This is a genomic window from Gilliamella sp. ESL1225 (assembly GCF_058502635.1).
Window position 1 is genome coordinate 742,203 of sequence record NZ_CP196358.1, and the last position, 13,191, is coordinate 755,393.

Sequence of the window (13,191 nt, forward strand, 5' to 3'; positions counted from 1 at the left end):
TCATACCTCATTTTTTAAATTTCGTAGGTCGTTGCCAACCTGTAATCTGTTTTTGTTTGACGCGGCTTATAGCTAACTCGTCTTTATTGACATTTTTTGTGACTGTCGTGCCAGCAGCAATGGTGGCACCACTATCGATTGTTATGGGAGCAATTAATTGGCTATCAGATCCAATAAAAACATTATCACCAATAATTGTTTTAAATTTATTTGCACCATCATAATTGCAGGTAATTGTTCCTGCACCAATATTAACTTGGTTACCAACGTCACTATCACCTAAATAAGTTAAATGGCCGGCTTTAGAATTTTTGCCAAGAAATGTTTTTTTCAGTTCAACAAAATTACCCACATGGGCATTTTCATCGAGTTCTGAGCCAGGTCTTAATCTTGCAAAGGGTCCTACCGTGCATTGCTTGGCAACAGTAGATTGTTCAATAATTGAATAAGGACTTATTTCGCTGTTATCAGCAATGTGGCAATCTTTTAAAATACATCCAGAGCCAATAGTGACGTTATTCCCTAAACGTACCTCACCTTCAATAATAACATTGGTATCAATAGTGACATCTTTTCCACATGTTAATGTCCCCCTTAAATCAAAGCGATCAGGATCACGAAGAGTGACACCAGTTAATAATAATTTTTGGGCTTGCTGTTTTTGATAATGTCTTTCAACGGTAGCAAGTTGTAAACGGTTGTTAACACCCTCAACTTCAATATTATCAACAGGTTGTGTCGTTAAAATTTCATAGCCATCTTGATGGGCAAATCCAATAATATCCGTTAAATAAAATTCGTGTTGAGCATTGTTATTATTTAATCGTGATAACCAATTTTTTAATAGTTTTGCATTCACAATCATAATGCCTGTATTGACTTCATTAATTTTCAGCTCATCAAGTGAGGCATCTTTTTGTTCGACAATCGCAACGACTTTACCTTGTTCACGAATAATACGTCCATAACCGGTTGGGTCGTCTAATTTTACAGTAAGTAACGCAATGCCATGTGTCGGTTTATTAGTTAATAATTGGCGTAAGGTTGTTGCTGAAATTAACGGTGTATCACCATATAAAATAAGTACATTTTCATCATCATTAATTGTTGGCATCGCTTGCAAAACGGCATGCCCTGTACCAAGTTGTTCTTCTTGGTAAACTAAATTGAGATTTTGATTTTTTAAGGCTTCTTCTAACTGCGCTTTGCCATGACCATAGACAATATCAATATGTTTGATATTGAGTTGTTGGACTGTACTTATGACATGTTGTAACATGGACTTATTGCCAATGGTATGCAATACTTTAGGTAAACTTGAGTACATCCTTGTGCCTTTCCCTGCGGCTAAAATAACTGCACAGAGATTTTGGGATGAAATTGCCATATAGAAATCCAAATTTATTAAACAAACTGATAATTAAATTAGTACTACTATAATAAAAGTTTAAGATTAAATCACGTAACATGTGTTAATTTTTATGATAAAAAAAATAAAATTAATCGATAAAAGGTTTACGCTAAGGAAGCAATATTATGAAAGTGTTATTACTTTATACAACTCACGAGAAACAGACTTATAAAATTATGCATCGCATCAGTGAGGTAATAAATGCAGATTGCCATTGTATCGAATTATTAACCGATACGCAAGTTAATCTTACAGATTATGATGCTATTTTAATAGGTACATCAATACGTTATGGTTTTTATAGTAAATTAATGAAAAAATTTATTGATGATAATTATCAGACTTTAAATGCGATGCCTTCTGGATTTTTTGGTATCAATCTTGTTGCTCGCAAAGAAAATAAAAATACGCCTGAAACTAATGCTTATACGCGCAAATTTCTCGCTAAAATCAAATGGCAACCTAAACTAAAAGCTGTATTTGCTGGTGCTCTTTATTATCCACAATATAATTTTTTTGATAGAAATATGATTCGTTTCATTATGTGGCTTAGTAAAGGAGAGACGGATACTAGCAAAGCCATAATTGAATATACTGATTGGCAGAAAGTGGAGCAATTTGCTCATACATTTTATCAATTTGCCATAGATTCATCATTAAGAAATCAACCTTGATTTTAAAATGGTGCTAAATAGGATAAATCTACAATCTAAGTACTCATTTTTTAGTTAAGTCTAAATAGGATGAAAATTTTCTCCTATTATTAATTAAAAAATAACGTTTTTTGTCTTATCTAAGCACAGCAAAGATATTTTGAAGACAGACTTGAATTAATTCAGTGATAGAGATCAACTTTTTTTGAAAAAAGGTGTACAATATTGCGCCTATATGATCCTCCTTTAATTTGGAAATTTAATTGTGATTGAAAATTTAAGAAATATTGCCATCATTGCGCACGTTGACCATGGCAAAACTACCCTTGTTGATAAGTTATTAAAGCAGTCAGGTACATTGGATAATGTTCGTGGTGATGATAATGAGCGTGTAATGGATTCTAATGCTCTTGAAAAAGAACGTGGTATTACTATTTTAGCTAAAAATACCGCTATCAATTGGAATGATTATCGCATTAATATCGTTGATACCCCCGGGCATGCTGACTTTGGTGGTGAAGTAGAGCGTGTTATGTCAATGGTTGATTCCGTTTTACTGCTCGTTGATGCGATGGATGGTCCTATGCCACAAACGCGTTTTGTAACTCAAAAAGCGTTTGCTCATGGTTTAAAACCCATTGTTGTTATTAATAAAGTCGACCGCCCTGGTGCTCGTCCTGATTGGGTTGTCGACCAAGTATTCGATTTATTTGTTAATCTTGGTGCAACAGATGAACAACTTGATTTTCCAATTATTTATGCTTCTGCTTTAGTGGGTATTGCTGGACTTGATCATCAAGAGATGGCAAGTGATATGACGCCATTATTTGAAGCGATTGTTAAGCATGTCGAGGCACCTAAAGTTGATCTTGATGGACCATTCCAAATGCAAATCTCTCAACTAGATTATAACAATTACGTTGGTGTAATTGGTATTGGTCGTATTAAACGAGGTCGCGTTAAACCAAATCAACAAGTTACGATTATTGATAGTCAAGGAAATAAACGTAATGGCAAAGTAGGGCAAGTATTAGGTCATCTTGGTTTACAACGTTATGAGGCAGATGTTGCAGAAGCAGGTGATATTATTGCTGTGACAGGTTTAGGGGAGTTAGGTATCTCTGATACTATTTGTGATACTAATGCTGTTGAAGCTTTACCACCTCTAACTGTTGATGAACCTACAGTTACTATGTTCTTTAATGTTAATAGCTCACCATTTGCTGGTAAAGAAGGTAAATATGTGACTTCTCGCCAAATTTTAGAAAGATTAAAGAAAGAATTAGTTCATAATGTGGCTTTACGGGTAGAAGAAACACCAGATCCCGATGCATTTAAAGTTTCCGGTCGAGGTGAACTTCATTTATCAGTATTAATCGAAAACATGCGTCGTGAAGGTTACGAGTTAGGTGTTTCGCGTCCGAAAGTTATCTATAAAGATATCGATGGTAAAAAGCAAGAGCCTTTTGAACAAGTGACCTTGGATATTGAAGAACAACATCAAGGTTCAGTGATGGAAGCATTAGGTTTGCGTAAAGGTGATTTAACTAATATGTTACCTGATAGTAAAGGTCGTGTACGTTTAGATTATGTTATTCCTAGCCGTGGTTTAATTGGTTTTAGAACAGAATTTATGACCATGACTTCTGGCACAGGTCTTCTTTACTCGACTTTTAGTCATTACGATGATGTTCGCCCAGGGGAAATTGGTCAACGTAATAACGGTGTAATGATTTCAAACGGAACCGGTAAAGCATTGGCTTATGCACTTTATAGCTTACAAGATCGCGGTAAATTATTCCTAGGTCATGGTGCAGAAGTTTATGAAGGGCAAATTATTGGTATTCATACCCGCTCAAATGACTTAACCGTTAACTGTTTAACAGGTAAAAAACTAACAAATATGCGTGCTTCAGGTACTGATGAAGCAACAACCTTATCACCACCAATTAAAATGACACTTGAACAAGCGTTAGAATTTATTGATGATGATGAATTAGTTGAAGTAACACCTGAATCAATCCGTTTACGTAAACGCCATTTAACTGAGAATGATCGTAAACGCGCATTTAGAAGTGGTAATAAAGATTAATCGCGTTAAAAGAATAGCGACAAAAACTAATTTTTAAACATTAAAAACTGCTGATTTATGTCGGCAGTTTTTTTAGTTATAAAAAAATTTGATTTAAATCATGTTCAAATAAATTTGTATGTTTGTAATTAGAGCAATGGGGCAAAGAAATAAAATAAACGCTCAATAATATGTTGCCAAAAAGGTCTTTTTTGCCAGGTTGCAATATCGATTTCTTTAGAATTGGCTTTATAATCTAATAGTAATTCATTCAGTGATCGTGCAAACTCGCTATCATCAATCACCGCTGTTATTTCAAAATTTAACCACAAGCTACGCATATCAAGGTTTACAGTGCCAACTAAACTTAGCTGATTATCAATAAGTACACTTTTGGTATGTAATAAGTTATGTTCGAATTGATAGAGTTTAACACCCCCCTCAAGTAACTCTGAAAAGAATGCCCGACTTGCCCATTTAACCATCAACGAATCATTTTTTTGCGGCATAATAATGATGACTTCAACTCCACGCTGTGCTGCTGTACATACAGCATGTAAAATATCATCGCTTGGTACTAAATAAGGCGTTGTAAAAATAATTTGATGTTGTGCCGCATAGATTGCTGACAACAGGCTTTGATGAAATAAATTTTCCATATAGCCTGGACCAGAAGGAATAAGTTGCATAATATGTTCAGCAGATTTATCTGATTCAACAAAATTTGTAATTTGCGGTAATTCGAGATGTTTGTCTGTTTCAAGTTCCCAATCACATGCATATATAACGCTCATTAAGGTGGTAATAGGACCTTCCATTCTAATGAAAATATCGACCCATTCGCCAACATGTTTATTTTGTTTAAAAAAACGGGGATCGACAATATTCATACTTCCCGTGTATGAAATGTGATTATCAATGATGGCAATCTTTCTATGTTGTCTTAAATCCAATCGACGAAACATAAATCGGAATAGGTTAACTTTTAATGCTTCGACAACAATAATACCGGCGTTTTCTAAGCGTTTAAAGGCATGACTTTTAAAAAAATGTCGACTTCCAGCAGAATCTAGCATCAATCGGCAAATCACGCCTCGTTTAGCGGCATTAATTAATGCTATTTCAACATCATCTGCTCGACCGCCTTCAGACCAGATATAAAATACCATTTCGATATTTGATTTTGCTTGATTGATATCTTCAATCAACCGATCAAAAATTTTATCGGTATTACTTATCAATTCTACTTTATTACCTTTGATACCTTCTAAACCGGTTTCATGCTTACACAGTTGGAAAACTGATTTACTAATATCGCTTGTGCGATTACTAAAAATAGCAGGAAATTTATTTAGATTTTTGATAAATTGCGCTATTAAAGGTCGCATTTGTTTAACACGTTTTATCCGTTTTTGACCAAGATGGATTTCTCCAATAGTAAAATAGAGAATAACGCCAACAATAGGTAAAATATAGATAATTAGCATCCATGCAACGACATATGTGGTTGCTTTGCGTTTAAATATTATTCGCAATGAAGTTGAAACAATTAACAGCCAGTAAGCTAAAAGAATTAATGAACTTATTAGGGTATGAAAGGAATGTAACCAGTTTGTCATTTTATCTCACTAAGTTGTAATTTACTGATATCATCTTTTTCACAATCAAATTGTTGATAAGCTTCTGGAATTGCTTTAGGGATGTTATGCCTATCAACGGAAACATAAGTAAATATGGCATCAGTAATACGTGAACGTTGATATTCAGAAGTATTTTCATTTAATTTTTTAATCCAAACTTCAATCGCAATTGTGATAGATGTTGTGCCAGTTTTTAAACAGCGTGCATAGCAACAAACAACGTCACCAACCATTGCAGGTGAGTGAAAGGTAATGCTACTTGCATTCACAGTGACAATACGTCGACGTGCGATTTCTTTAGCTAAAATGCCACCTGCCAAGTCCATTTGTGACATAATCCAACCACCAAAAATATGACCGTGAGGATTGGTATCACTTGGCATTGCAAGGGTTCGAAGGACTAAATCACCAATTGGTTTAGATGTGTTTTGCTGCATGATATATATTACTCAGTTTTAGTTTGATTATTATCTGTTGGATTTATATTTTTATAAATATATCCTACAGAGACAAGAATTAATAATACCGACATAGCCGGTAAGATAAAGGCTTTAAAAACGCCAAAAAAATCATCTGACGCAAAATAGGTTACGCAAAGATTAGCAATTGCACAGAGTAAAAAGAAAATAACCCAAATAATATTTAATTTATTCCATATTACAGTGGGCAGATCGATTTCTTTACCTAATATCTTTTTGATAAGATTCTTTTTAAAATAAATTTGACTGATAAGTAAAACCATCGCAAATAAAAGATTGATGATGGTGACTTTCCATTTAATAAAATCTGCATCACGATAATAAAGCGTTAAACCACCAAATAGCATTATCATTAAATAAGAAAATAATTCTATTTTATCAATTTTACGATACCAAATAAGAATAAAAACAAAAACTAAGGTTGCACTTATCATTAACGCTTGAACACCAGCGAAAATATCAAAAAGAACTAAAAAGATGAAAAAAAACAGCAATGGAATAAAGTTTAAAACTTGTTTCATTTATTAATAACCCAATGTTAATTTGACAACCGTCAAATATACAAAAAGCCTATAAATAGGCTTCATTTTTTATGATATAAATCAGGATCTTTTTTACAATTACCCGACATGCAGTGTCCATATAAGTACAAACTATGATAGGTTAATTCAATGCCATGCTTCTCAGCAATTTCACGTTGACGAGTATTAATAATGTCATCGTTAAATTCAAAGACTTCACCACAATCTAAACATATTAAATGATCATGATGTTGCTGAGTGGCAAGTTCAAAAACTGCCTTACCCCCTTCAAAATTATGACGCGTCACAATACCTGCATCATCAAATTGATTCAATACACGATAGACAGTTGCAAGCCCAATTTCTTCACCTGATTCTATAAGACGCCTGTAAAGATCTTCGGCAGTAATATGTTGGCATTCGGGATCACGTAATAATTCAAGTATTTTAAGTCGAGGTAAGGTAACTTTTAAACCGGCGCTTTTTAAGGCTGCGTTATTATCATGATCATGTTGGGTCATTATTGCATCTCAACTATTAATTAACTTAGTAAGTTTGTATTATAGAAATTATCACTTAAAATTAAAAGGAATCATTTTCAAGCTTGATAAATCAAGTCTTAAATTCCCATTTCTTCAACAACTTTTTGTAACCAATCTGTAATTCTATTTTCGGTTAGTTCAGGTTGGCGATCTTCATCAATAGCTAAACCAATAAAGTGTTTATCGTCAACTAAACCTTTTGATGCTTCAAAATGATAGCCATCAGTTGGCCAATTACCAACAATTTTTGCACCTTTAGGTTCGATAATATCGCGTAATGTGCCCATCGCATCACAAAAATATTCGGCGTAATCTTCTTGATCTCCACAGCCAAATAGGGCTACTGTTTTGCCTGTAAAATCGATGTTTTCAAGATTAGGAAAGAAATCATCCCAATCACATTGAGATTCACCATAATACCAAGTAGGAATACCAAAAAAGAGATATTCGTATTGTTCAATATCTTCTTTTGTGCTTTTTGCAATGTCATAAATATCTGCTTTGTCATTACCTAATTTGAGTTGGATTTGTTGAGCTACATTTTCTGTATTGCCCGTGTCACTACCAAAAAAAATACCAACTTGTGCCATAGCGTTACCTTTTACTTTTAAGTTTTAAATTATTGCCAATTACCCCTCAATCAATTGTGAGTTGATTGAGGGTATTTATTTCGTATAATTCAAGAATTATACATTATTGTTGAATTTAGTGAATTAAGAAATTCGCATACCTGGTTTAGCACCAGTGTCAGGCGATAATAAATAAATTCCATCTTTATCATCTGCATTGCTTGCACAAAGTACCATCCCTTCAGAAATACCAAAACGCATTTTTCGTGGTGCTAAATTTGCAATCATAACCGTTAAGCGTCCAATTAATTTTTCTGGTTCTGGATAATGGTGTTTAATTCCTGAAAAAACATTGCGTGTTTCGTTACCGATATCTAAGGTCAGTTGTAATAATTTATCCGATCCTTCAACCGCGCTTGCTTGTTTGATTAATGCTATACGCATATCAAGCTTACTAAAATCATCAAAACTAATTGTTTCAGCGATTGGCTCAATATTTACATCTTCCGACTTGCTATTTGAATTAGTTGAGGCTGTTTGTTTAGACTCTTCTATCATAGCAGTAATTTTATCCATATCAATACGATTGAATAAGGGTTTAAAACGATTGACGCTATGATCAGTTAATGGGTCTTTTATGGCATTCCAAGTTAACTCACTGTTTAAAAATTCTTCACTGCGTGCCGCTAATGAAGGTACAATAGGTTTTAAATAAGTCATTATAATGCGGAATAATTGAATACCCATCGAACAAATATCTTGTAATAATTGATCTTGCCCGTCTTGTTTAGCGATAACCCATGGCGCTTTATCATCAATATAGCGATTTGCTTCATCGGCAAGCGCCATGATTTCACGAATTGCTTTATTCGATTCACGTTGCTCGAAGTAATTGGCAATCGTTTCTGATTTTGATACAAATAAAGCATAAAGTTCAGGATCTTCAATGTTAGATGATAATTGACCATTAAATCGTTTATGAATAAATCCTGCAGTGCGTGCAGCAATATTAACGACTTTATTAACTAAATCACTATTAACGCGTTGTATAAAGTCTTCTAGATTTAAATCAATATCATCAATGTGTGATGATAATTTAGCCGCATAATAGTAACGTAAGCAATCCGGATCTAAATGTTTCAAGTAAGTGCTTGCTTGAATAAATGTACCACGAGATTTTGACATTTTAGCACCGTCTACAGTGACATAGCCATGTACAAAAATATTTGATGGTTTTCGATAATCACTACCTTCTAACATGGCGGGCCAAAATAAGCTATGGAAATATACAATATCTTTACCGATAAAATGATAAAGTTCAGTCTTGGAATTTTTATTCCAATATTCCTCAAATAGCGGTTTGCTTTCTTTTTCGCAATAATTTAAAAAAGATCCCATATAACCAATGGGCGCATCTAACCAAACATAAAAATATTTGCCGGGAGCATCGGGAATTTCAAAACCAAAATAAGGCGCATCACGACTAATATCCCAAGGCTGCAAGCCAGCAGCAAACCATTCTTGCATTTTATTGGCAACTTGTTCTTGTAATGATCCTGAACGAATCCATTCTTGCAACATATTAGAAAACGCCGGTAAGTCAAAAAAGAAATGTTCTGATTCTTTCATGATAGGTGTTGCACCGGAAATGGCTGATTTAGGATTAATAAGATCGGTTGGATTATAAGTCGCGCTGCATACTTCACAGTTATCACCATATTGATCAGGCGCTTTACAACTTGGGCAAGTTCCTTTAACAAAGCGATCGGGTAAAAACATGTGTTTTTCAGGATCAAATAATTGAGAAATAACTTTGCTTTTAATAAAGCCATTATTTTTTAAGCGATAGTAAATTTGTTCAGAAATTTGACGATTTTCATTACCATGGGTTGAGTAATAGTTATCATAACTAATGTTAAAACCGGCAAAATCATGTTGATGTTCTTTATTGACTGCATCTATTAGTGTTTCGGGAGTAATGCCTAATTGCTGCGCTTTTAACATAATGGGAGTGCCATGCGCATCATCAGCACAAATAAAATAGATCTCATTTTGACGCATACGTTGATAACGTACCCAGACGTCTGCTTGGATATGTTCTAGCATATGACCTAAATGTATAGAGCCATTTGCATAAGGAAGTGCGCAAGTTACTAATATTTTGCGTTGGGTTGTCATAATCGTTTTATTACCTCTTATTTCTGAATGGCGAAAATAGTACATCAAACATATGATTATCGCCATATTTATGCCATAATTTAGCTAAATTTCTTATATTGAAATAATTAGAAATGATAAGCAGGAATTACGATAATGGAAGCAAAAACTATATTAGAGCGATTTACACACCCCACATTACAAAAAAATTTGTTGGAGCTTGGGGCAATAAAAAAATGTATCATTGATAATCATATTCTTACAATTGAACTGGTTATGCCTTTTGTATGGCAGACTCCCTTTGAGCTTTTAAAACAAACGGTAACACCTGAACTATTAAAATTAGACGATGTTAACGAGGTTAATTGGGCAATTTATTATAATATTGCCACGCTTAAGCGAGCGAATAATATCCCACCTATCCATCATATTAAAAATATTATTGCCGTAAGTTCAGGTAAAGGGGGCGTTGGTAAGTCTTCAACTGCCGTAAATCTTGCCTTAGCATTGCAAAAAGAAGGAGCTAGAGTTGGGCTTTTAGATGCTGATATTTATGGTCCATCTATTCCTACCATGTTAAAGACACAACATGAGCGCCCTTTAACGCAAGATAATAAACATATGACGCCTATTTATGCTTATGATATGCAAACCAATTCAATCGGGTATTTGGTTGAAGAAGAAGGTGCAATGGTGTGGCGTGGACCAATGGCAAGTAAAGCGTTATTACAAATATTACAAGATACATTATGGAATGATTTAGATTATTTAGTGATTGATATGCCACCTGGTACAGGTGATATTCAATTAACCCTTGCACAAAATATTCCCGTCACAGCGGCTTTAATTGTAACAACTCCGCAAGATATTGCTTTAATTGATGCTAAAAAAGGCTTAACCATGTTTAATAAAGTAAATATTTTGACGATTGGGATTATTGAAAATATGAGTTATCACATCTGCGAGAATTGCGGGCATCATGAAGCGATTTTTGGTGAGGGTGGCGCTACGAAAATGGCAGAAAAATACCAAACTAAATTATTAGGGCAAATTCCATTACATCGTTTATTGAGAAAAGATCTTGATAATGGTACACCGACGGTTATTAATCATCCAGATAGTGAATTTACGCAACTTTACAGGCAAATAGCGGATAATATTGCAGCCGAACTTTATTGGCAAGGTACAACTATTTTACCAGATATCGCATTTAAAGCGATTTAATCAATTTAATTATAATCCTCTATTATTTGATTTTTAGTGATGAATTAAATAATAGAGGAAAACAGCAATATAATAAATTGCACTTTAATGAGTGTATAAAAAATTAAGATGCAAAAAGTTTATCACGAAACATGAAAAAAACCGCACCTAATAAACATAAAGCCGCCCAAATATAATCAGTTTTGAAAGGTTCTTTTAAGATGTAGATTGAAAAAGGAATAAACACCATTAAACTGATGACTTCTTGAATAATTTTAAGTTGTCCTGCACTTGCCACTTCAAAACCCATTCTATTTGCCGGTACAAGTAACAGATATTCAAAAAAGGCAATTCCCCAACTAATAAAAACAACTAATAACCAAGGTTGATTATTTAAAAATCGTAAATGCCCATACCAAGCAAATGTCATTAACATATTACTTAAGGTCAACATGCCTATGGTTATTAATAAATGGTTCATTCGATTATCTCCCTAAATAAGTATAAATTATTATAGCTTGCAAGACTAAAACTACGACAATAATAATTAAGGAAATTTTGAAATTTATGGTTAGTTATAAGAATGATTAATTTTATATCATGGTTAAAAATAATCAGTTATAATCAACCTTAATATAACCGTCAAATAGTGGTTTTCAACATGAATAATGTTACAAATCCCGCGCAATTAACGCGTTCTCGAATTTGGACTGCCATATTAGGTCTTGCTTTTGCTGCCTTTATTTTTAATACAACTGAATTTGTGCCAGTTGGTTTATTACCTAATATTGCCAAAAGTTTTCATATGGACGATGCACAAGCTGGGTTATTAATGACCATATATGCGTGGGCAGTGACTATCCTTTCTTTACCACTGACTATTCTTACTGCCAGTATGGAAAGACGAAAATTATTAATTGGTTTATTTTGTTTATTTATTGCAAGTCATATTTTAGCGGGATTTGCTTGGAATTTTTATAGTTTAGTGGTTGCAAGGCTTGGCATCGCTTGTGCTCATGCTATTTTTTGGGCAATAACTACTCCACTGGCTGTTAGACTTGCTCCGAGCGGTAAAAAAGCTAAAGCTATGGGTTTTATTGTCGTTGGTGTATCAATGGCAACGGTGCTAGGTATCCCAATTGGTACCATGATAGGGCAGTTAGTCGGCTGGCGTATAACATTTTTCTGTATTGGTTTTATTGCCTTTTGCATCATGTTGTTATTAATGTATTTACTTCCTAAATTACCCAGCTCAAACTCTATTAAACTTCGTGATATTCCAAAAGTCTTAAAAAGACCGACGCTTATTAATATTTATATTTTAACTGCAATTTTGATAACTGGACATTTTACAGCCTATACTTATATTGCTACTTTTATGCAGCAAGTTGGTGGTTTTAGTGAATATTTTGTTACCGTTTTATTATTATTTGTTGGATTTTCGGGTATTATTGGCAGTCTTCTTTTTGCTAAATATAGCAGTGATCACCCTTTTGCTATTTTAACGATTCCTACCATGATTTTATTTTTCTGTTTATTTTTCCTTTATTTTAGTGCTCATAATCATTATTTTTCTATCATCGAATGTTTATTCTGGGGACTTGCTATAACAATTATTGGTATGGTAATGCAAAGTAAAGTGATTGAAGCTGCCCCTGATGCTTCAGATATTGCGACTTCGGTTTATTCAGGTATTTTTAACATTGGTATTGGCAGTGGGGCATTTATCGGTAGTCATGTAATTATTCGTATCTCACTTAATGATATTGGTTATGTTGGTTCATTATTTATTTTTATCGGTCTTATGATTTTTTATTGCATATCTCGTAAATATTGGTTATCAGCTAATAATGATATTAATAAAGTCAATTAATGTTATTTTACATTATTTCGATTTTTTGCGTAAATTAAGGAAAAATAGATAATTAGTTCATCATTATTTGCA

12 protein-coding genes are annotated in these 13,191 nt (G+C 33.7%); 4 read left to right on the forward strand and 8 right to left on the reverse strand.

Translation table 11 applies throughout. The annotated features are described in order from the left end of the window. Positions 1 to 7: 7 nt before the first annotated feature. A complete protein-coding gene (glmU, locus tag ACSYSW_RS03285) occupies positions 8 to 1,381 on the reverse strand; it encodes a bifunctional UDP-N-acetylglucosamine diphosphorylase/glucosamine-1-phosphate N-acetyltransferase GlmU (protein WP_491706321.1) in 1,374 nt (457 codons plus the stop codon). A gap of 155 nt (positions 1,382 to 1,536) precedes the next feature. Here glmU and hemG point away from each other — a divergent pair, with 155 nt between their 5' ends. Together hemG and typA are read left to right on the forward strand one after the other, a co-directional pair. Next, complete coding sequence (gene hemG / locus ACSYSW_RS03290; protein ID WP_491706293.1) at positions 1,537 to 2,085, forward strand: menaquinone-dependent protoporphyrinogen IX dehydrogenase; 549 nt, start codon at positions 1,537 to 1,539, stop codon at positions 2,083 to 2,085. Positions 2,086 to 2,329: 244 nt separating this feature from the next. Next, entirely contained in the window at positions 2,330 to 4,156 is a 1,827-nt protein-coding gene (typA, locus tag ACSYSW_RS03295; protein ID WP_491704712.1) for a translational GTPase TypA, read from the forward strand. 128 nt (positions 4,157 to 4,284) lie between these two features. On the opposite strand, the gene cls is transcribed toward typA, so the two are convergent. The 6 genes from cls to metG all read right to left on the reverse strand — a co-directional run bounded on the left by cls (position 4,285) and on the right by metG (position 10,064). Then, positions 4,285 to 5,754: a cardiolipin synthase gene (gene cls, locus ACSYSW_RS03300; protein ID WP_491704711.1), complete on the reverse strand. Its 1,470-nt coding sequence runs from the start codon at positions 5,752 to 5,754 to the stop codon at positions 4,285 to 4,287. Continuing rightward, a complete protein-coding gene (gene yciA / locus ACSYSW_RS03305; protein ID WP_491704710.1) occupies positions 5,751 to 6,212 on the reverse strand; it encodes an acyl-CoA thioester hydrolase YciA in 462 nt (153 codons plus the stop codon). The genes cls and yciA overlap by 4 nt, the downstream gene beginning before the upstream one ends. Positions 6,213 to 6,220: 8 nt before the next feature. Further along, positions 6,221 to 6,775 carry an inner membrane-spanning protein YciB gene (locus ACSYSW_RS03310; protein WP_491704709.1) on the reverse strand — a complete coding sequence of 185 codons (555 nt, stop codon included), beginning with the start codon at positions 6,773 to 6,775 and terminating at the stop codon, positions 6,221 to 6,223. 62 nt (positions 6,776 to 6,837) lie between these two features. Next, a complete protein-coding gene (fur, locus tag ACSYSW_RS03315; RefSeq protein WP_491704708.1) occupies positions 6,838 to 7,296 on the reverse strand; it encodes a ferric iron uptake transcriptional regulator in 459 nt (152 codons plus the stop codon). 98 nt (positions 7,297 to 7,394) lie between these two features. Further along, entirely contained in the window at positions 7,395 to 7,907 is a 513-nt protein-coding gene (fldA, locus tag ACSYSW_RS03320; protein ID WP_491704707.1) for a flavodoxin FldA, read from the reverse strand. A gap of 123 nt (positions 7,908 to 8,030) precedes the next feature. Next, positions 8,031 to 10,064: a methionine--tRNA ligase gene (gene metG / locus ACSYSW_RS03325; protein ID WP_491704706.1), complete on the reverse strand. Its 2,034-nt coding sequence runs from the start codon at positions 10,062 to 10,064 to the stop codon at positions 8,031 to 8,033. Between the two features lie 135 nt (positions 10,065 to 10,199). Here metG and apbC point away from each other — a divergent pair, with 135 nt between their 5' ends. After that, positions 10,200 to 11,267: an iron-sulfur cluster carrier protein ApbC gene (gene apbC, locus ACSYSW_RS03330; protein WP_491704705.1), complete on the forward strand. Its 1,068-nt coding sequence runs from the start codon at positions 10,200 to 10,202 to the stop codon at positions 11,265 to 11,267. A gap of 103 nt (positions 11,268 to 11,370) precedes the next feature. On the opposite strand, the gene ACSYSW_RS03335 is transcribed toward apbC, so the two are convergent. Beyond that, a complete protein-coding gene (locus ACSYSW_RS03335) occupies positions 11,371 to 11,727 on the reverse strand; it encodes a DMT family protein (RefSeq protein WP_491704704.1) in 357 nt (118 codons plus the stop codon). A 180-nt stretch (positions 11,728 to 11,907) separates the two neighbouring features. On the opposite strand from ACSYSW_RS03335, the gene ACSYSW_RS03340 reads away from it, so the two are divergent. Next, positions 11,908 to 13,119 (forward strand): sugar transporter, encoded by a 1,212-nt coding sequence (locus tag ACSYSW_RS03340; protein WP_491704703.1) that lies wholly within the window; start codon positions 11,908 to 11,910, stop codon positions 13,117 to 13,119. The last annotated feature ends 72 nt before the right edge of the window (positions 13,120 to 13,191 follow it).

Coding starts and splice junctions, on each gene's coding strand:
- hemG (WP_491706293.1), top strand. CDS start 1,537: ATGAAAGTGTTATTACTTTATACAACTCACGAGAAACAGACTTATAAA.
- cls (WP_491704711.1), bottom strand. CDS start 5,754: ATGACAAACTGGTTACATTCCTTTCATACCCTAATAAGTTCATTAATT.
- yciA (WP_491704710.1), bottom strand. CDS start 6,212: ATGCAGCAAAACACATCTAAACCAATTGGTGATTTAGTCCTTCGAACC.
- ACSYSW_RS03310 (WP_491704709.1), bottom strand. CDS start 6,775: ATGAAACAAGTTTTAAACTTTATTCCATTGCTGTTTTTTTTCATCTTT.
- fur (WP_491704708.1), bottom strand. CDS start 7,296: ATGACCCAACATGATCATGATAATAACGCAGCCTTAAAAAGCGCCGGT.
- fldA (WP_491704707.1), bottom strand. CDS start 7,907: ATGGCACAAGTTGGTATTTTTTTTGGTAGTGACACGGGCAATACAGAA.
- metG (WP_491704706.1), bottom strand. CDS start 10,064: ATGACAACCCAACGCAAAATATTAGTAACTTGCGCACTTCCTTATGCA.
- apbC (WP_491704705.1), top strand. CDS start 10,200: ATGGAAGCAAAAACTATATTAGAGCGATTTACACACCCCACATTACAA.
- ACSYSW_RS03335 (WP_491704704.1), bottom strand. CDS start 11,727: ATGAACCATTTATTAATAACCATAGGCATGTTGACCTTAAGTAATATG.
- ACSYSW_RS03340 (WP_491704703.1), top strand. CDS start 11,908: ATGAATAATGTTACAAATCCCGCGCAATTAACGCGTTCTCGAATTTGG.